The 19,120-nt window shown below is 69.0% G+C and carries 20 protein-coding genes; 9 read left to right on the forward strand and 11 right to left on the reverse strand.

Features of this window, described 5'->3' with window-relative positions:
* The first annotated feature begins 13 nt into the window (after positions 1–13).
* From RQG82_RS17865 to RQG82_RS17880, 4 genes are all read left to right on the forward strand, one after another.
* Positions 14–805 carry an NAD(P)H-dependent oxidoreductase gene (locus RQG82_RS17865; protein WP_311260142.1) on the forward strand — a complete coding sequence of 264 codons (792 nt, stop codon included), beginning with the start codon at positions 14–16 and terminating at the stop codon, positions 803–805.
* 98 nt (positions 806–903) lie between these two features.
* A complete protein-coding gene (locus RQG82_RS17870) occupies positions 904–1,611 on the forward strand; it encodes a hypothetical protein (RefSeq protein ID WP_311260143.1) in 708 nt (235 codons plus the stop codon).
* A gap of 155 nt (positions 1,612–1,766) precedes the next feature.
* The gene (locus tag RQG82_RS17875; RefSeq protein WP_311260144.1) at positions 1,767–2,735 is read left to right on the forward strand and encodes an alpha/beta hydrolase; all 969 of its coding nucleotides are present in this window, start codon (positions 1,767–1,769) and stop codon (positions 2,733–2,735) included.
* A 66-nt stretch (positions 2,736–2,801) separates the two neighbouring features.
* Positions 2,802–3,797: a hypothetical protein gene (locus RQG82_RS17880; RefSeq protein WP_311260145.1), complete on the forward strand. Its 996-nt coding sequence runs from the start codon at positions 2,802–2,804 to the stop codon at positions 3,795–3,797.
* A 50-nt stretch (positions 3,798–3,847) separates the two neighbouring features.
* On the opposite strand, the gene RQG82_RS17885 is transcribed toward RQG82_RS17880, so the two are convergent.
* The 11 genes from RQG82_RS17885 to RQG82_RS17935 all read right to left on the reverse strand — a co-directional run bounded on the left by RQG82_RS17885 (position 3,848) and on the right by RQG82_RS17935 (position 12,980).
* A complete protein-coding gene (locus tag RQG82_RS17885; protein ID WP_311260146.1) occupies positions 3,848–4,285 on the reverse strand; it encodes a type II toxin-antitoxin system VapC family toxin in 438 nt (145 codons plus the stop codon).
* Positions 4,248–4,481 carry an AbrB/MazE/SpoVT family DNA-binding domain-containing protein gene (locus RQG82_RS17890; RefSeq protein WP_311260147.1) on the reverse strand — a complete coding sequence of 78 codons (234 nt, stop codon included), beginning with the start codon at positions 4,479–4,481 and terminating at the stop codon, positions 4,248–4,250. Before RQG82_RS17890 ends, RQG82_RS17885 begins: the two co-directional genes overlap by 38 nt.
* 39 nt (positions 4,482–4,520) lie before the next feature.
* Positions 4,521–5,636 carry a hypothetical protein gene (locus RQG82_RS17895; RefSeq protein WP_311260148.1) on the reverse strand — a complete coding sequence of 372 codons (1,116 nt, stop codon included), beginning with the start codon at positions 5,634–5,636 and terminating at the stop codon, positions 4,521–4,523.
* Positions 5,636–6,418: a tetratricopeptide repeat protein gene (locus RQG82_RS17900; RefSeq protein WP_311260149.1), complete on the reverse strand. Its 783-nt coding sequence runs from the start codon at positions 6,416–6,418 to the stop codon at positions 5,636–5,638. The genes RQG82_RS17895 and RQG82_RS17900 overlap by 1 nt, the downstream gene beginning before the upstream one ends.
* Complete coding sequence (locus RQG82_RS17905) at positions 6,415–7,440, reverse strand: VWA domain-containing protein (protein ID WP_311260150.1); 1,026 nt, start codon at positions 7,438–7,440, stop codon at positions 6,415–6,417. Before RQG82_RS17905 ends, RQG82_RS17900 begins: the two co-directional genes overlap by 4 nt.
* Positions 7,437–8,423, reverse strand: coding sequence for a VWA domain-containing protein (locus RQG82_RS17910; protein ID WP_311260151.1), 987 nt, complete (start codon positions 8,421–8,423; stop codon positions 7,437–7,439). Before RQG82_RS17910 ends, RQG82_RS17905 begins: the two co-directional genes overlap by 4 nt.
* A complete protein-coding gene (locus RQG82_RS17915; protein WP_056375135.1) occupies positions 8,414–8,905 on the reverse strand; it encodes a hypothetical protein in 492 nt (163 codons plus the stop codon). The genes RQG82_RS17910 and RQG82_RS17915 overlap by 10 nt, the downstream gene beginning before the upstream one ends.
* Complete coding sequence (locus tag RQG82_RS17920) at positions 8,892–9,779, reverse strand: DUF58 domain-containing protein (protein WP_311260152.1); 888 nt, start codon at positions 9,777–9,779, stop codon at positions 8,892–8,894. Before RQG82_RS17920 ends, RQG82_RS17915 begins: the two co-directional genes overlap by 14 nt.
* Before the next feature lie 7 nt (positions 9,780–9,786).
* On the reverse strand, positions 9,787–10,947 hold the full coding sequence (locus tag RQG82_RS17925) for an AAA family ATPase (RefSeq protein ID WP_311260153.1): 1,161 nt from the start codon (positions 10,945–10,947) through the stop codon (positions 9,787–9,789).
* A 197-nt stretch (positions 10,948–11,144) separates the two neighbouring features.
* Positions 11,145–11,849, reverse strand: a complete 705-nt coding sequence (locus RQG82_RS17930; protein ID WP_311260154.1) for a Pr6Pr family membrane protein — start codon at positions 11,847–11,849, stop codon at positions 11,145–11,147.
* Positions 11,850–11,942: 93 nt separating this feature from the next.
* The gene (locus RQG82_RS17935) at positions 11,943–12,980 is read right to left on the reverse strand and encodes a DMT family transporter (RefSeq protein WP_311260155.1); all 1,038 of its coding nucleotides are present in this window, start codon (positions 12,978–12,980) and stop codon (positions 11,943–11,945) included.
* A 128-nt stretch (positions 12,981–13,108) separates the two neighbouring features.
* On the opposite strand from RQG82_RS17935, the gene RQG82_RS17940 reads away from it, so the two are divergent.
* The 5 genes from RQG82_RS17940 to RQG82_RS17960 all read left to right on the forward strand — a co-directional run bounded on the left by RQG82_RS17940 (position 13,109) and on the right by RQG82_RS17960 (position 19,069).
* Positions 13,109–14,395: an adenylosuccinate synthase gene (locus tag RQG82_RS17940; RefSeq protein ID WP_042540385.1), complete on the forward strand. Its 1,287-nt coding sequence runs from the start codon at positions 13,109–13,111 to the stop codon at positions 14,393–14,395.
* 7 nt (positions 14,396–14,402) lie between these two features.
* Positions 14,403–15,512 (forward strand): beta-propeller fold lactonase family protein, encoded by a 1,110-nt coding sequence (locus RQG82_RS17945; RefSeq protein WP_311260156.1) that lies wholly within the window; start codon positions 14,403–14,405, stop codon positions 15,510–15,512.
* A 57-nt stretch (positions 15,513–15,569) separates the two neighbouring features.
* Complete coding sequence (locus RQG82_RS17950; RefSeq protein WP_311260157.1) at positions 15,570–16,946, forward strand: MFS transporter; 1,377 nt, start codon at positions 15,570–15,572, stop codon at positions 16,944–16,946.
* A 185-nt stretch (positions 16,947–17,131) separates the two neighbouring features.
* Positions 17,132–18,565, forward strand: coding sequence for an NAD(P)/FAD-dependent oxidoreductase (locus tag RQG82_RS17955; RefSeq protein WP_311260158.1), 1,434 nt, complete (start codon positions 17,132–17,134; stop codon positions 18,563–18,565).
* Positions 18,566–18,766: 201 nt separating this feature from the next.
* Positions 18,767–19,069 carry a DUF427 domain-containing protein gene (locus RQG82_RS17960; protein ID WP_311260159.1) on the forward strand — a complete coding sequence of 101 codons (303 nt, stop codon included), beginning with the start codon at positions 18,767–18,769 and terminating at the stop codon, positions 19,067–19,069.
* Positions 19,070–19,120 lie beyond the last annotated feature (51 nt).

Raw genomic sequence — 19,120 nt, forward strand, 5'->3', positions numbered from 1 at the left:
AGAAAGGCCATCCGTGTCAGCATCACGCCCGACCGTCCACTGGATCTACGCCCACCCGCAGGAGAACTCGTTCAACGCCCGACTGTTCCGCGACGGTGTCGAGGCGCTCTCGCGAGACCACGCCGTCGAGATCACCGATCTCTATGCTCAGCGGTTCGACCCCGTTCTCGCGGCCCCGGATCTGGGCGAGCCCCGCGGCAGGGAGGGCAACGTCGTCGATCTCATGGGCGAGGCGTACGCTGCGGGGCAGCTGCCGCCGGATGTGACCGAGGAGCAGCGCAAGCTCGCCGCCGCCGATCTCGTCGTGCTCCAGTTCCCGCTGTGGTGGTACGGGCCGCCGGCGATCCTCAAGGGATGGTTCGACCGCGTGCTCACCAACGGGTTCGCGTACGGCCCCTCCGATGCCGAGACCGGGCTTCCGCTGCGCTACGGCGAGGGCCCTCTCGCCGGGCGCCGAGCCCTGGTGATCGTCACGGCAGGTGAGGACGACCGTTCCATCGGAGAACGGGGCATCAGCGGTGATCTCGACTCGCTGATGTTCCCGCTCACCCACGGAACCCTCTGGTACACCGGCATTGAGCCGCTCGACCTGCATGTCGTCCACGACGCCGACGGGTTGGATTCGGCGGGCATCGATCACGAGAGCGCGCGCCTGGTCGAACGGCTCTCGGGGGTGGCCCTCGAGACGCCGAGCCATCCCTATCGCAGGCTGCGCGACGGCGACTATCACGGCACCCGAGCACTTCGAGCGGATCTGCTGCCCGGTCGCACCGACCTCGGCATCCACCGCGTGCGAGCCGACTGAACGCAGGAGCGAGCCGCAGACGGTGTCGCGTGCAGGGAGAGCGCGGCCTCTGCACATTCCGTCGCGGCGGTGGCAGAGTTGCCCTGAAGGAGGCGGACATGGGTGGAGCGATCCTGTGGGGCGTCGTCGCGGCGTCGCCCCTGATCATCGGCGCCGTGCTCGCTCTGCTGCGCACTTGGCCGCCGCGCTGGCTCGGCATCGTGCTGGGTTTCGGTGCCGGAGCCCTGATGGCCTCCATCGCTTTCGAGCTGTGGGAAGAGGGGCTGGATCTCGCCGGTCCCATCCCGCTCGTCATCGGCGTCGCGGCCGGAGCCCTGGCGTACTTCCTCGCCGACCGGATCCTCGATGCGCGAGCCGCGAAGTCGAAAGACCAGGGTGCAGGGGCGCCGCTCGCCCTCGGCGCCCTGCTCGACGGCATCCCCGAGCAGCTCGTGCTGGGCATCGGCCTGGCCTCCGGCGAGCCGGTGAGTATCGCGCTCGTCGTGGCGATCGTGGTCTCGAACCTGCCCGAGTCGATCGGCTCGGCCGCCGACCTGCTCAAGGGCGGCATGACCAAGTCGCGCGTGCTGCTGCTCTGGGCCGGCATCTCGGTGATCTGCGCCCTCGCGACCGTCGCCGGCTTCGGGCTGGCCAGCGCGACCGGCGATGAGTTCCGTGCGGGCGCGAGCGGCTTCGCGGCCGGTGCGCTGCTCGTGATGCTCGTCGACTCGATGGTTCCCGACGCGCAGCAGAAGGCCAAGCAGGTGACGGGGCTCGCGACGGTGCTGGGCTTCGCGCTCGCCGCCGGGCTGTCGCTCGCGGGTTGAGGCCGGAACCAGCCCGCCGGGCCGAGCCGTGCCGCCCGCCATCTGTCGGTCTCGCGGCCGCAGAACGGCCCTGTCTGGCGGGTTACGCTCGGGTGCGACCTCCGGGAGGCTGGCGGGACGCCGCCAAGACGGCGGCCGAGAACAAAGGAGTTCTGATGACCGAGACGACCCTTCGCCCTCCGTTCGACCCGGAACTGGAGGCCGCACTCGCACTGGTGGGAGATACGCTGCCGTCGACGCTGACCGCCGAGATGATCCCGCTGATGCGCCAGTCCCCCGTGAGTGGCGAGGATGAGATCTTCGCCGTGCTCGACGAACGGGGCTTCACGCGCCGCGATGTGACCATCGCAGGACATGACGGCGACGAGATCGTCGTCTCGGTGGTCGAGAAGGCCGGTCGCACCGGTACGGGGCCGGGCTTCTTCCACACGCACGGTGGTGGCATGATCATCGGCAACCGCTGGCTCGGCGTCGTGGGCTTTCTCGACTGGGCGGAGCGCTTCAACGGCGTGATCGTGACCGTGGAGTATCGACTGGCGCCGGAGTTCCCCGATCCGTATCCGGTCGAGGACTGCTACTCGGGTCTCGTATGGACGGCCGAGAACGCCGCGGAGCTGGGCATCGATCCGAACCGCATCCTGATCGGCGGAGGCAGTGCCGGTGGCGGCCTGGCGGCCGGCACGACCCTACTCGCCCGGGACCGTCGCGGGCCGGCGCTCATCGGTCAGCTGCTGATCTACCCCATGCTGGATGACCGCGATGAGAGCGTCTCGACCCGGCAGATCGACGGGATCGGCGTGTGGGACCGCGGGTCGAACATCACGGGGTGGACCGCCCTGCTCGGCGAGCGCAAGGGCACTGACGACGTCTCGATCTACGCGGCCCCGGCGCGCGCCACCGACTTGGCGGGTCTGCCCCCCGCCTTCATCGACTGCGGCAGTGCCGAGGTGTTCCGCGACGAGGATGTCGACTACGCCACCAGGCTGTGGGCGGCGGGTGTGCAGGCTGAGCTGCATGTGTGGGCCGGTGGGTTCCACGGCTTCGACATGTTCGCACCGCACACGGCCGTCGCGCAGGCGATGCTGGCTGCCCGTGACGACTGGGTGAAACGCCTGCTCGGGTGATTCCGGCACCCCACGGGCTCGGTCGACGAACCCGTAGGGTGGAAGCCCCGCGCGATGGAGCCCGACATGCAAGATCTGCTGGGGCGGCTCACCGCCCTCGACCCGGATGCGAGTGAGACGCTCAAGGTCGTCTCGTACTTCGACACGCTCATCGCCCGCGCCGTCGGCGTCGAGAGCATGCTGCGCGGAGCCGCGGTGCTGAGCGGTGCCACCGTGGGGCAGCGCGACCCCCGACAGATCATCCGGGTGCGCGCCGACGGGGTGCGCGTCGATCCGATCGACCCCGCCGATCGATGGATGCTGCGCGAGAGCGGTCCAGATGCCGTCGCCTGGATCGAGCGCGAGGGGGATCCGCACACCAACGACGCGATGATCCTCGAACGTCTCACTCTCGCGCTCGGGATTCTCCGTGCCCGCCGCGCAGGCGATGCAGGAAGCGCCGTGGAGCTGGCGATCAGCGAGTTCGCGGGCGAAAGCGAGCGCGCATCGGCACTGGCGAGACTGCGGCTTCCGGTCGGAGCGGTGGCGGTCGTGGCCTCTCCGCCCGACCCCGCACCGCTGCCGCAGCATCCCTCCGTCGTGGTCGCGACTCGGCATGGCCTGACGAGGGCGACGATCGTCGTCGCGGGCACGCCCGTGGATCGGATGTGGACAGAAGCGACCGGCCTGCGTCTGGGCATCGGAACCGCGGGGCCCGGTGAGCACCTCCCTGATTCGTGGGCGGAAGCGTTGATCGCCGCGCGTCTGAGCACCGCCTCCGAACCGGCGGTGACCGCGGAAGACCTCGGTGCCCTGCTGCTGATCGCGACTGCCGCGGAGTCTCGCGACGTGCATCCGGACGCTGTGGCGCTCGCCCGCCTCGACGCCCGCAGTCGGGAGCTGCTCGACGCCGTGGTCGATGAGCTGAGCGTGCGTGCCGCCGCCATGCGGCTGGGCCGTCACCACTCCAGCGTGCAGGATCGCCTCACCGCGCTGATCGGCGTCCTCGGCTACGACCCGAGGTCGTCCCGCGGGCACGCTCGTTACGTGCTCGCCCGCATGCTGTTCACGCTCTCTGCCTGAAGGACGCATGGCCGCGTCCCGAGCGGAGCCGCCGGAACGGAATAGAGACGTCAGACGATCTCGACGTCGACCTTGAGCTTCGCGTAGGTTCCGATCGCGCGCCGGTCGCACGTAAGCAGCGTGATCCCGGCCGAGCGCGCGGCCAGAGCCACCAGACCGTCGTAGACCGCGCCGCCCGCGATGCCGGCCTCGGCCAGCTCGGAGACTGCGCCCACCGCGTCGTCGGATGACAATGCGACGGACCGAGGGAACTCCTGAGCGATCACTCGAGCCGCGGCAGCGGGGCTGAGGCGGCTTCCGCCCGGCAGTCGGGTCTGCACGGAGTAAGTCTCGAGCAGTGCGTGCCCCGCCAAGCCGAGAAAGAGTCCGGCGCATGCGGAGCGAACGAGCTCGTGCGCCTCGCTGTCCTCAAGCACCAGGGCGATCGCTGCGCTCGTGTCGAGAAGCAGGTCAGCGCTGGTCGGCAAGACGAAGCTCTCTGATGTCATCAGTCGAGAGGGTCGTGCCTCCGCCGCGGATGACCAGGCGTCCGTCCTTCTCCGCGAGGTTGTCGGGCGTCGCGACCTCGATGCGGATCCCGGTGCCGTCGATCATGATGTCGACCGGTCCTGGCAGCATCCCGAGTCGCTCGCGGATCGACGCAGGTATGACGATGCGTCCTGCGTTGTCGATGGTCGTCTGCATGCCATGACGCTACTCCCGGGATGGCAGACCCGCCAGGACTCAGAACCCGGGGTACTCCTGCAGCTTCTCCTCGAACTCGGCGCGGTCGGCGTCGCTGAGCACCGCGCTCGCGATGACGACCATCTGCAGCCCCTCGAGCGGTTCGCCGGTGCGGGTGTTCTGCGCTTCTCGCGTCTTCAGGAAGTCGCCGGAGGGGTCGTTCGAGAGGTCGAAGATGTTCGCGTAGAAGCGCATCGGATCGGGGTAGTTCTCGGTGTAGTACTCCCACGTGTGCTGCTCGCGGGGGTCCTCGCTGCCGTAGAGCTTCGCGATCATCGACGGGTCGATTCCCGAGTACTCGCCGTTGAACGAGTACAGCGACGGCAGACCGTGCTCGGCGACGACCTCGTCGATCGTGGCCATGACCTCGAGCTTGAGGCTGTAGTCCTGGATCGGCTCGGTGGTCGCCCAGCCGACGGAGGTGTATTCGATGAGCATCGACTCTCCGCCGTAGCCGTTGCGCTCGGGGCGCAGATCCTCGTCGCCGACCTGCACCCATTCGTACCCGTACTCGGCGGTGACGCGCGCGCGGATGTCGGCGAACAGACTGTCGGCCTCGGCCTGCACCTCTTCGAGCGACTGTTGCCGCAGAGCATCCTGCGGATCAGTGCCTTTGATGCCCGGGTAGGCCTCTTCGTGCTTCTGCTCGTCGGTCTTCATGCCGTCGTAGCTGCCGGAGGCCGAGGTCTGCAGTGCGCCGATGCCGCCCACCGTGGCGACGTTGAAGATCAGGGTGATCGCAAGGGCGACGGCGGCCAGGGTGCGTCCACGGGCGGTGAACATCGCGCCGACGATGACTGCGACGACCACGAGCTGCAGCGCCAGCATCGTCACACCGTAGAGCGCGTCGGTCGCTCCGATGGCCAGAGTGATGAGCAGGATCAGAGCGAACAGGATGCCGACGACCAGGGCGACCCAGCCGAGTGCGTTCGCCGGCTTCTTCTCCTCCGACGCGGCCTCGGCTGCGGTCGCCGTGCCCGACATGGCCGGGGCGCCCGGATGCTGCACGACAGGACCGGCCTGGCGGCGTGCGTTGCGATAGCCACCGGGTGGCGGCACCGGCGGCGCCCCCTCGGTGCCGGCGACATAGCGGGCCCGCTGCTTCTCGTGATCCATCACCATGGCTTGTCCGTCCCCGAGCCTCCGCCGTCATCGCCCTGCTGCTGATCGCGTTCCTGCGTGCCCTGCTCGAGCTTGTCCTCGAGCTCCTCGAGCTTCTCCTCCGAGGGCTGCGGCTCCTGCTCCTCCTCCGGGGGCGGCTGCTGCTCGTTCTGCTGCTTCTGCTTCAGTCGGTCTTCGAGGTCTTCTTTGCTCTGCTGCATGTCGCGGTCGGGGTCGGACGACTGCTCCTGCGCCTCTTCGCTGTTGCATTCCTCGGGCGTCTCGGTCGTGATGGTGAGCGCTTCGCCGTAGAACTCGGCGGCACCCGCGCCGTCGCCGTCGGCGCGAGCCGCGTCACCCATGCGCTCGAGCACCAGCCCGAGGTTGATGCGCACGGTGCACACCTCGAGACCGGTCGCGAGGTCGAGCGACTCCTCGAGTTTCGCGCGCGCCTCCGGCAGCTTCTCTGCCCCGGCCAGTGCGGTGCCCACGTTGAACGGCGCCTTGTAGGGCTCGAACCAGTTGAGGAACTCCTGGCCGCGGGCCGATGCCTCCGAACCCGAGTAGTCGTCGGCCACATAGGCGGTGATCGACTGGTGCGCGAACGCGTACATGCTGAGGATCTTGCCGACGAACAGCAGCGCGGCCAGCGCGAGGGGCAGAGTGCCGATCGCGATCCAGCGACGGATGCTGCGCCGGCGACGATTCGAGGCGAGCAGCGCGGCGGCGGCTGACGCCTTCAGGTCGTCGGGGCCGGCGGGCGGCGTCGCGCCCGCGCGGGTCGACAGGTCGGTCATGCGGCACCTCCGCCGGTCGGTGTCTTCCGACGGGGCGACGCCGATGGCGCTCGCAGCAGACGCAGCCGGGCGACGAGCATGCTCGCCCTCGTGAGCTCCACACCGAGCAGCGCCACGACGACGAGAGCGGCGATCCAGTAGAGCTCGGTCACGGTGCCCACCGAACCCGATTCGGCATAGCTGGAGGTGGTCGAGGGAGCGTCGGGCAGGGTCAGTTCGGCGTCCGCTGTGCGGTGCTGGTACTCGACCCCGAGTTCGGCGGCGATCGCCTCGAGGTTCGCCTCGTCGATCACCGACAGGGCATTCGCCCCCTGATACTCGATGTACTCGCTCGACGAGCCCTCGACGCCACCGGTGGTGAGCTTCATCGGCCCGCCTTCGGCAGTGCCGTAGCCGAGTACGGCGCCAGCGTCCGTGAACTTCTCGCTGCCGTCGAACGGCTCGGGCGCCGTCGTCACCGTCTGCTCGCCGTCACCGAAGTAGAACACCATGCGCGAGCGTTCGGGCGAGGCCTCGGCCGCGTTCGACAGCGTGTCGGTGAGCAGCTGGTTGGCGATGCCGATCGAGCTGCCGCGCGACTGGCTCGTCACCTCGGGGCGAAGCACCTCGAGCGATGAGACGAGTGCGGTCGTGTCGGTGGTGAGAGGCATGCGCAGGTCGGCCGAGGCGTCGAAGGTGATCAGGGCGAAGCGGGCGCCCGGGTATTCGTCGACGATCGTCTGCACGTCGGCGCGGACGCCGTCCAGTCGCGGCTCGTCGCCGTTCCAGTCCTCGGCGACGATGCTCGCGGTCGTGTCGACGACGAGCACGATGTCTGTGTCGGTTGCGAGGGTCTCTGTCGCACCCCCGGGGATTCCCGGCCGCAGGAACATGAAGAAGCAAGCCAGCAGCATGACCAGCCGCATGGCCCACAGGGCCTTGCCGCGTCCCTTGGCCTTCGTCAACGCGATCACGGCGAGAGCGGCCACCGGCGCGCAGAGAAGCGCCAGGAGGAAGATGTTGAGCACGGGCTGGAAGATCACAGTCTCACCCTCCAGAGCACGACGATGAACGAGAGCATCGAGATCATCAGCACCACGATCCAGAGGTTCGGGGCGTCTGTCCAGATGACCTGCGCCTGGCCCTTCAGTGCGGCCGCCTCCTGCTCCTGCACCTGCGCGACGATGTCGCTCACGGTTGTGGTGTCGCGCAGACCGTAGGCGGCACCGCCCGTGGCCTCGGCGGCCTTCGTGAGCTCTGCGCTGACGTCGGCATCCTTGCCCTGCACCGGGTTGAGCGCGAACACCCTGACGCCGTTCGAATCGGCATAAGCCGCAGCCTCGTCGAGAGTCACGATCGAGGCGCCGTTGACCTCGTTGTCGGTGGCGAAGATGATCGAGCGCGACCGCTCGTCATCGGGGTGGTCGAACGCCATCGCACACGCAGCCAGACCGTCGCCGATCAGCGAGGCGCCGTTGCCGTTGAGCGTGCCGACCCAGTGCTCGGGGACCGACTCGTTGAACCCGAAGCTCTCGCGGATGCTCTGCAGGTGGTCGCGGATGAAGTCGTAGTCGTCTGTCAGGGGGAAGATCTGCACGGGTGAGCTGTTGAAGATCGTGAGGCCGATGCGCTCGCCTTCGAAATCCTCGAGCAGCTCCTCGAAGACCGTGAGCACCTCGACGTCGACCTCGCTCATCGAGCCCGAGACGTCGAGGCACAGCATGATGTCGCGGCTCGTGTTGACGGGCTGGATGGTCTGCGACGTCATCGGGCGCGCCGAGACGACTCCGGCAGCCAGGGTCGCGACCACGCCGATCAGCAGGATGCTCGACAGTGCCAGCACTCGTCGGTTCAGCGCCTGACGGAAGGTCGGCAGCGCGCGCAGGCGCTCGGCGCGGGCGACACGCGCCCGCTCGTGCGCCTCGGTCTTCGCAGTGCTGCGGAGACCGATGACGATGCCGAGCGTGATCGCGAGGACGCCGACGCCGACGGCGACGAGGATGAGCCAGCCGTTCGCTAGTGCCATGTGCGCACCACCGTTCTGGCCGCCTCGGCGCCGGCGATCGGATCGATCGCAGGGCCCGGTCGGAAGATACTGGGGTAGTAGTGGCGCCCCATCGCGTCGACGAGCGCGGGGTGCACACCGCGCGCGACGAGATCGTCGAGCGCGAGCACGGGGGCCTCGAGGCCGCTGTACTCGTTCACGAACGTGCGCACCACACGGCTGAGCTCGAGGTTGGCGTTGCGGGCCGAGAGGGTGCGCGCGCGGTAGTCGTCTTCGATGCGCTGGATGCGATCGAAGTACTCGACCCTCAGCTGCGACAGCACGTCGGTCGTGAGCAGGGTGGGTCCCTGGGCGTCGCGCGTCAGCGTGAGGTCGCGCCGCGGACGCGTCAGGGCGACGATCAGCCACGCCGCCGCGATCAGCAGCAGCAGGATTCCGAAGGCGAGCAGGAGCCATCCCCAGCCGTACTGGAATGGAGGGTAGAGCTCATCAGAGCCGGGCATTCGACCTCCGATTCAGCAGCTGCAGCAGCTGCGAGACGGCGTCGTCCTGACCGGCGAGAACGCTGTGGCTGATCTCCATGCGCTTGAGCAGCTCTGCCAGACGCGCGGCGTCGGCCTCGGTCTGCGCTGCGAGCTCGCGGATGATGTCGGGGTCGCCCTGCACGAAGTCGGGCACCTCCCACATGCTGTCGACATCGCTGCGGATGGTGCCCGTCGCGTGGTCGAGCACCGGGTCGGCGTCGCTCACGGTCAGCCACAGCACGTCGTGCTGCACGCGCAGTCGGCGCAGCATCCGCTCGGTCTCCGACGTGACCGGCGCCTCGTCGCTGATGACGACGACGATCATGCGCCGCGAGATCGTGCGGGTCACGTAAGACAACAGCGCGTCTCGGTCGCTCGAGGCCGTGCTCGAGTCGATCGACTGGTCGATCGTGCGCAGGGCATGCTCGAGCGCGCCCTCGCTGCGTCCCGGTGCGCGACGGCGGATGCGGTCGGAGTCGCCGTAGACGAGCGAGAAGTCGTCGCCGTGCCGCAGAGCGAGCACGCCGAGCACGCCGGTGGCGAGGATCGCGAGGTCCTTCTTCGATTTCTCGTCGTGCGCGAGTGCGGCCATCGAGCGTCCGGTGTCGACCACGAACAGGATCGTGTGCATCCGCATCGCGCGGTGCCGCTTGACCAGCGGGGTGCCCAGCCGAGCCGTCGCGCGCCAGTCGATGTCGCGCACCTGATCGCCGTACTCGTACTTGCGCAGGTCCTCGAAGTCGAGGCTGCGGCCGTGCAGCAGCGACGCGTACGCGCCATCGAGCGCGTGCAGCGACTTGCGCGACGAGTGGATGAAGAGCTTGCTCTTCACCTGGGCGATCAGGCTGGCCATGGCGAGGTCAGGGTGTGGGCACTGCGGCGAAGATCTGGTCGATGATCTCTTCGCTGCGGATGCCCTCGGCGTCGGCCTCGAAGGTCAGCAGCACGCGGTGACGCAGCACGAGGTGGCGCAGCGAGCGGATGTCTTCCGGGATCACGTGACCACGGCCGTTCAGCAGCGCAAGCGCCCGGGAAGCCTGCAGGAACGCGATGCTCGCACGAGGGCTCGCGCCGTACTTGATGAATCGCGCGCGCTCCTCGCCGATGTAGGGCGCCGGGTTTCGAGTGACGTAGGCGATCGAGACGATGTAGTTGCGGATCGCCGGGTCGACGTAGATGCGGCTCGCGACGTCCTGCAGCATGTGCACGTCGTCGAGGCTGATCGCGCTCGACACGTGGCGGTCGGGGTCGAGCACGCCCGAGTCGATGCGCCCGAGGATCTCGAACTCCTCGGCGGGGCTCGGGTACTCGACGATCTCCTTCAGCAGGAACCGGTCCATCTGCGCCTCGGGCAGCTCGTAGGTGCCCTCCTGCTCGATCGGGTTCTGCGTGGCGATCACGAGGAACGGCTTGGGCAGATGGTGCACCTCGCCGCCGATCGTGGTCTGGTGCTCCTGCATCGCCTCGAGCATGGCGCTCTGGGTCTTGGCGCTCGAGCGGTTGATCTCGTCGAGCAGCACGAAGTTCGCGTGCACCGGGCCGAGCACGGTGCGGAACGAGCCCGTTGCGGCGTCGTAGATCTGGTTGCCGGTGATGTCGCTGGGCAGCAGGTCGGGCGTGCACTGGATGCGCTTGAACTGCGCCCTGACGGTGTCGGCGAGCGTGCTCGCGGCGGTCGTCTTCGCGAGCCCCGGAACGCTCTCGAGCAGGATGTGTCCACCGGCGATCAGTGAGATCAGCAGGCTCATGCGCAGCCGCTCCTGGCCGACCATCTTCGCGGAGTAGGCGTCTGACACCGTCTTGAGCACCGCGGTCGCGCGCTGGAGCTCAGCCTCGGTGGGGGCTTCGGATTTCTTGCTGGCCGACGTCGACGCCGCGGGTGCCGCGGGAGCGGATGCTGAGGATGCCGCGGCGAGGGTCGCAGGAGCGGGAGGGGCCGGCGGGGCGGCCTGGGTGGAGGGCGCAGGTGGAGGCGGCGGCGTCGAACCTGCAGAGGGGCCGGGCGCGTAGGGCTCGTTCATCGGTATGTCTCCTCGTTCCCACGGGGGACGCGTAGACGACCCCCCGTCGACCAGCGTAACCGCATCCGGTCTCGCCGCTGCGGCCCGGAGACGGATGCAGGTCGAGATCACAGATGCATGCTCAGAGGGGCCAGTTCGGCATGCATCCGTGATCTGAGCATGCAGGTGTCGAGGGAGTGACAGCTCCCCCGGTCGGATCAGGCCGCGACAGGCACACGGGCACCGCGCCGGCGGCCGACCCACACCACGAAGCAGGCGACGCCGATGATCGCGATGGCGATGCCGACGACGTAGCCCGAGACGCCGAGGTAGCCGCCGGGCACGCGGTGCGGGTCGAGGAACGGATAGGGGTACCACCACGGATCGCCGGTGGCGGGGGCGATGATGAGGTTCGCGCGGATCATCGTGTACACGACCCAGACGATCGGGAAGATCGCTGCGATGGCGACGGCGCTCCAGCGCAGCGCGCGTTGACGCGGTGCGAACAGAAGATCCGCGAGCAGGAACAGCGGGATGACGACGTGCAGCACCTCGTTCGACCACGGCACGGTCACACCCTGGGGCAGCTCGACGCCTCTCAACAGCGTGTTGTAGACGATGCCGGTGACGATCATGGAGGTGCTCACGCAGGCCAGGATGACGGCGAGCCAGGTGGGCTCCACTTCGGTGTCTCTGCGATGGCGGAGCGCGCAGGTGGCCGCGATGATCAGCACGATCGCCGCGAGCAGGTTCGACAGGATCGTGAAGAAGCTGAGGAAGTTCGCGGCAACGGTCGGCAGGTGCTGACCCCACTCGGTGGTGGCGGCGAGAGCATTCTCGATGCTGCGCGACAGCTGCGCGATGATCGCTGCCAGTGCGAGCGCTGCTGCTGCGAGTCGTGCGAAGGGCCACCAGGTCGTCATATTCGCCTCCGCGCACACTTTATCGGTCGGGATACGTCTGATCGCTAGACCGATATGGCGGTATGTCGACGCTGCGCCTGCGGGGCGAAGCCGTCAGACGGCGCGACGGCCCCACTTCATCCGGGTCACGAGCACTCCGAGCAGGCACAGCGCGCCGCCGACGAACATGAGCGGGGTCGGAACCTCGCCGAGGATCGCCCACGACATGAGGATCGCGATCGCGGGCACGACGTAGGTGGTCGCCGAGGTCTGGCCGGCGGTGCTGCGCTGTAGCACGTACGCCCACGTCGTGAAGGCGATCGCCGTCGGGAAGACGCCCAGATACACGACCCACAGCGTCGCCCCGAGCGGAGCCGTCTGCAGAGCGCCGATCAGGCTGCCCACCCAGGGGAGCAGTGCGGCGGTGCCCGCGGCCGCGCCGAGGAACGTCAGCGTGGTCGCGTCGGTGCCCGCGCTGAGCAGGCGCTTCTGCAGCAGCGTGCACCCCGCGTACATCACGGCGGCGAGCAGCGCGAGCAGCAAACCGGTGATGTCGGGCCCCTCGCTCGTCGAGGAGTTCATGCCGATCAGCACCACGCCGAGGAAGGCGATCGGTGCGCCGATGATGAGCGGCTTCGGGAAGCCCTCACGGAGAAAGAGTCCGCTGAAGACCACGACCATGAGTGGCGCCAGGTTGACCACCATCGCCGCCGTGCCCGCATCGAGCGTTCGCTCGGCGGCGTTCAGCGCCAGGTTGTAGACGCAGAACCAGCCGACCCCCCACACCGCGACGAGCCACCAGTGTCGACGCTCGGGAAGACGGATGCCGTGGCGCACCGCGATGATCGCGAGCACCGCGGTGCCCACCGCCATGCGCAGCAGCGCGAGCGCGCCGGGGTCGAAGTGCGGCCCGGCGCCGCGGATGCCGATGAACGCCGACGCCCACAGCACGACCGTCACCAGGGCGGCGATGAGCACCAGCGGGCCCTGCGTTCGGGGCTTCGCGGTGTTCAGGCTGTCGTCGCGGCTCACGCGACCGGTCTTCGGCATCCTTCGATCGTGCCACCGGGCACCGACATCGGCGATGCGCGCGAGCGACAGCATCCGGTGCTTTTCCGCCAGTCCTCCGTCGACTTGCTCGGTGCCGTGCATCTGCAGGACGTGAGTCCCACCACTCCACAGCCCGGAGGCTCGGCGAACGACCTTCGATAGGATGGAGCCGCCCGAAGAGGGCCAGCTCATCAGCCGGTGCAAACCCGGCGAAAGCAAGGGGGATACCCATGCCAGGAATCGTTATCGTCGGCGTCCAGTGGGGCGATGAGGGCAAGGGCAAGGCCACCGACCTGCTCGGCGAGCGCACCGACTGGGTCGTCAAGTTCAACGGCGGCAACAACGCGGGCCACACCGTCGTGGTCGGCAACGAGAAGTACGCGCTGCACCTGCTGCCCTCCGGCATCCTGTCGCCGGGAGTCACCCCGGTGATCGGCAACGGCGTCGTGATCGACCTCGAGGTGCTCTTCAGCGAGCTCGAGGCGCTCGGCGGCCGCGGCATCGACGTCTCGCGCCTCAAGGTCAGCGCCAACGCGCACCTGATCACCCAGTACCACCGCACGCTCGACAAGGTCACCGAGCGCTTCCTCGGCAAGCGCATGATCGGCACGACCGGCCGCGGCATCGGCCCGGCCTACGCCGACAAGATCAACCGCGTCGGAATCCGCGTGCAGGACCTCTTCGACGAGAACATCCTGCGTCAGAAGGTCGAGGGCGCCCTCGACCAGAAGAACCACCTGCTGGTGAAGATCTTCAACCGTCGCGCGATCACCGCAGACGAGATCGTCGAAGACCTGCTGTCGTACGCCGAGCGTCTGCGCCCCATGGTCGCTGACACCGGATACCTGCTCGACGAGGCCCTGCGCCGCGGCGAGGTCGTCGTGTTCGAGGGTGGCCAGGCCACCATGCTCGACGTCGACCACGGCACCTACCCGTTCGTCACGTCGTCGTCGGCCACCGCCGGTGGAGCATCGACCGGATCGGGCATCGGCCCCGGCGCGCTCGACCGCATCGTGGGCATCGTCAAGGCCTACACGACCCGCGTCGGCTCGGGCCCGTTCCCGACCGAGCTGTTCGACGAGCAGGGTGAATGGCTGCGCTCGCGCGGCTTCGAGTTCGGCACCACCACCGGCCGGCCGCGCCGCGTCGGCTGGTACGACGCCCCGATCACGCGCTACGCGACTCGGGTCAACGGCATCACCGACCTCGTGCTCACCAAGCTCGACATCCTGACCGGTCTCGAGCAGATCCCGGTGTGCGTGGCCTACGACGTCGACGGCCGGCGCTTCGACGAGGTGCCGGTCAACCAGACCGACTTCCACCACGCGACGCCCGTGCTCGAGTACTTCCCGGGCTGGAGCGAGGACATCTCGACCGCGCGCACCTTCGACGACCTGCCGAAGAACGCGCAGGACTACGTGATCGCGCTCGAGGGCATGAGCAACACGCGCATCTCGGTCATCGGCGTCGGCCCCGAGCGCGACCAGGTCATCGTGCGTCACGACCTGCTCGACTGAGCACCCGGTGACACGCTTCTGGCTCGGCGGGTACGGCCCCGCGATGGAGGGCTCAGCCGACGGCATCGGTCTGCTCGCAGGCGACGAGAGCGCGCCGACCGTGCTCGAATACCGTGGTGCGATCACTCAGACCCCCTCGCCCTCGTGGCTGGCGCAGCATCCGTCGCTCGATGTCGTCTATGCGGCGCTCGAGGGGGATGCCGGGGTGCAGGCGTTCGTCCGCAGCGGCGAGTCGGCTCTGCGGCCGCTCGGCGAGCCGGTCGCCGCGGGTGACGGCGTGTGCCACGTGGCGGTCTCATCGAGCGGATCGTTCCTCATCGCGAGCTGCTACGGCGACGGGCGAGTCGTGCGAATCGGCATCGACGTGCAGGGGCGCCTGGTGCCGGATGCCGTGAACAAGGCCGCCGAACTCCGCGCAGCGCTCCTCGGCGAACCGCTCGAGGAGGCGCCGCCGGCCGGAGTCGCGGCCGCGGCATCCGATCCGTACTCCGGAGAGCTCACCGCCACCGGCGATAAGCGCTCTTCGCATGCGCACTCGGCGGCCTTCCTCGCCGACGGGCGCATCGCGACGACCGACCTCGGATTCGACCTGGTGCGCATCTGGCGTCCGATCGCGGGCGGCCTCGTGCTCGATCACGAGGTCGTGCTGCCCGTCGGCACCGGTCCGCGTCACATGGTCGCGCATCCCAGCGGCCACCTGCACGTGGTGACCGAGTACTCGTGCGAGGTGTTCACGCTCGCCGCCGGGCGCGACGGCACGTGGGCGGTCGTGTCGTCGGTGCTCACGAGCCCCATCGCCGAGATCGGCGTGGACTTTCCCGCCGAGCTCGCCCGCACCCGTGACGCTCAGTTCCTGTATACGGCCCTGCGCGGCAGCAACACGATCGCCGCGCTGCGCGTGCGCGGCGGAGGCGAGGCGCTCGAGTCGATCGCGCTCGCCGACTCTGGCGTCGACTGGCCGCGTCATCATCTCGTGCACGAGGGCAAGCTGCTCGTCGCGGGGCAGCGCTCCGACACCGTCGCGCTGATCGATCTCGACGAGCGCACGGGCGCGCCGCTCGACATCCGGCACGTCGCCCAGGCGCCGGCGCCCACGCACATCCTGCCGGTGCGCTGAGGCGGTCGACGGGCGCCGCTTGACCTCAACCAATGTTGAGGTTCTACGGTCGAGCCTATGACTATCGACACCGATGCGGTTCCGACCGCGAAGACCGCCACCGGCATCCTGAGCGGCGCCTACCTGTGGATCACCATCGGCGCGTGTGCGCTCGTGTTCCTCGGGGCGTTCGAGTCCCTCGCAGTCACGACGGTGATGCCTGCGGTGAGCGCCGACCTCGACGGCGAGCGGCTGTACGCCCTCGCGTTCGCGGGGCCGCTGGCCACCGGTGTCATCGGCATGGCCGTGGCGGGCAACTGGGCGGATCGCCGTGGCCCCGTGGCTCCGCTCTACGCATCGGTGGGCCTGTTCGTCATCGGGCTGATCGTCGCCGGACTCGCGCCGAGCATGGAGGTGCTCGTCGCCGGGCGCTTCGCGCAGGGGCTCGGCAACGGCGGGCTGATGGTGGCGCTCTACGTCGTCGTCGCCCGCGTGTACCCGCGCGACCTGCACCCGGCGATCTTCGCGGGGTTCGCTGCGGCCTGGGTCGTGCCCTCGCTCGTCGGACCCACCGTGGCCGGGGCCGTCACCGAACTGTGGAGCTGGCACTGGGTGTTCCTCGGCGTCGTCTTCCTGGTCGTGCCCGCGCTGCTCATGGTCGTCCCGGCGCTGCGAGGACTCTCCGGCGAGGGTGACGTCACCACGCCGTGGGCCTTCGGACGACTCGGCTGGTCGGTGCTCGCCGCGGTCGCCGTGCTCGCGCTCAATCTCGTCGGCGATCTGCCGGGAGCCGGTCCCGTGCTCGCGGCCGCCGCCGTGGTCGTGGCACTCGTCGCCGTTCGTGCGCTGCTGCCGAAGGGCACGCTGCGGGCGCAACGGGGTCTGCCGTCGGTGCTGCTCGTGCGCGGGCTCGCCGCCGCCGGGTTCTTCGGCGCTCAGGTCTACATCCCCTACCTGCTGACCGAGCGCTACGAGGTCTCGCCGACCATCGCCGGGCTCTCGCTCACCGGCGGCGCTCTGGCCTGGTCTGCTGCCGCCACCGTGCAGGGGCGCATGGGAGCCAGGCTCTCGAGCGTGCTGGCCGTGCGCATCGGAACGGTGCTGGTCGTCGCGGGGGTGGTACTCGCACTCGTCGCCACCGTGCTCACCGCGCCGGTGATCGTCATCATCATCGCCTGGGCGGTCGCGGGAGCCGGCATGGGGCTGATGAGCCCGAGGACCAGCGCCCTGACGCTCGAGATGTCGGCGCCCGAGAACCAGGGCTTCAACAGCTCGGCCATGACCGTGGCCGACTCGTTCGGAAGCGCGCTGGCGCTCGCGATCACCGGGGTGCTGTTCACGGGGCTGGCGGCAGCGGCAGACCCGTTCATCGCGGTGTTCGCCTTCGCCGGGATCATCGCGCTCGCCGCGGCGGTGCTCGCCGTGCGCGTCGCGCCGCGGGAGCCGGTGGCCTGAACCGCGGTAGGGCGTGGGGCTCGGTCCGTTTGCAGGACGGACTGAGCCCCGATCGAGCCCCGGATCGGGTCGGATCGAGCCCCCGACTCGCCCCTGCGACGCGCCCGGCGACGCGCCCACGGAACAACCACCCCGTGACTCGACGTTGCTCTTGAGCAAGACTGGGCGACGGAGAGGTGCACCTCATGACTGCTGAGAAGACCGACGAATACGACCTGATCGTTCTGGGCGGCGGACCGGTGGGCGAGAACGTCGCTGACCGAGCCGTGCAGAACGGCTTGACGGCGATCATCGTGGAGAGCGAGCTGGTCGGCGGTGAGTGCTCGTATTGGGCCTGCATGCCGTCGAAGGCGCTGCTGCGCCCGGCCCAGGCGCTGCGCGCGGCGCAGAACGTCAAGGGCTCAGCCGAGGCGGTGACCGGAAAGCTCGATGTGCGCGCGGTCTTCGACCGCCGCGACTCGTTCACGAGCAACTGGTCTGACGACGGGCAGGTGAAGTGGCTCGACTCGGCCGGCATCGACCTCGCCCGCGGCCACGGTCGTCTCACGGGTGAGCGCGAGGTGACGGTGACCGATGCCGATGGTGGCACTCGCGTGCTCCATGCGCGCCACGCGGTCGCGATCAGCACGGGGTCGGATGCCGTGATCCCGCCGATCGAGGGGTTGCAGGGGTCCTCTCCCTGGACCAGCCGCGAGGCGACGAGCGCCGAAGAGCTTCCCGAATCGCTCGCCGTGATCGGCGGCGGAGTGGTCGCGGTCGAGATGGCCACGGCCTATGCGGCGCTCGGTTCGACGGTGACGATCATCGCCCGCAGCGGTCTGCTGGGTTCGATGGAGCCCTTCGCGGGCGAGCGGGTCGCGGCGGGGCTGAAGGAGCTCGGCGTAGACGTGCGCACCGACACCGGCACCACGAGCGTCACCCGCGGCGACGACGGCGTCACGATCGTGCTCGATGACGGATCGACGGTCACCGCGGCCGAGGTGCTCGTCGCCACCGGTCGTTCGCCCCGCAGCGGAGACGTCGGTCTGGACGCCGTGGGTCTCGAAGCCGGCCGCTGGATCACCGTCGACGACACCATGCGGGTGCCCGGGTCGGATTGGCTCTACGCGGTCGGCGATGTCAACGGGCGCGTGCTGCTCACCCATCAGGGCAAGTACCAGGCACGGGCTGCCGGCGACGTGATCGCTGCACGCGCCAAGGGCGAGGACGTCGACGACAAGCCCTGGGGCCGGCACGTGGCCACCGCCGACAGTGCCGCGGCCCCGCAGGTGACGTTCTCGTTCCCCGAGGTCGCGTCGGTCGGTCTGACCGAGGCCGAGGCGCGCAAGGCCGGCACCGACGTCGCCGTGATCGACTACGACCTCGGCGGGGTCGCGGGAGCGAGCCTGTACGAAGACGGCTTCGAGGGCCAGGCGCGACTCATCATCGACAAGGAGCGCGACGTCATCGTCGGCGCGACGTTCGTCGGTCCGGAGGTCGCCGAGCTCGTGCAGACGGCCACCGTGGCGATCGTCGGCGAGGTGCCGATCGCTCGCCTGTGGCATGCGGTTCCGGCCTACCCCACCATCAGCGAGATCTGGCTGCGGCTGCTCGAGACCTACGGGCGGGACTCGGCATGAGTTCGTCGGGCGGACGCGAAGAGCGGATGCCGCAGGGCGCCATCCGTTTCGGCATCCGCTCCGAACAGCCGGTGAGAGACCTGGCGCGATCGGCGCGCCCGGAGCCGGATTGTTTCCCACATTGACGGCCCCGGGCACAACCCCCGGCCGAATGTCGCACACCTCTTATACGCTCGAACCCACATCCGAGGAGGCAGGACCATGAAGGCTGTACTCGCAGGAACCGTCATCGCCGAAGCAGACGAGAGCGATCTCGCCCGCATCGAGGGCAACTGGTACTTCCCGCCCGCGTCGATCGCCGAGGGAGCGCTCGTCGAGAGCCCGACCCAGTACACGTGTCCCTGGAAGGGCGCGGCTCAGTACTTCTCGGTGCAGGCCGGCGGCGAGCTGCACACCGACTACGCCTGGTCGTATCCCACTCCGTTCGCGAGTGCCTTCGACCGCGTCGGCAAGGACTTCTCGGGCTTCGTCGCGTTCGACCCTCGGGTCGAGGTCTCTGCATGACCTCTGTATGCCGCAGCCGGGGCGCTGATGCCCGTCTCGTCGATCGATCGA

The organism is Microbacterium sp. WCS2018Hpa-9 (assembly GCF_031843745.1).
In the GTDB taxonomy this organism is placed as follows: domain Bacteria; phylum Actinomycetota; class Actinomycetes; order Actinomycetales; family Microbacteriaceae; genus Microbacterium.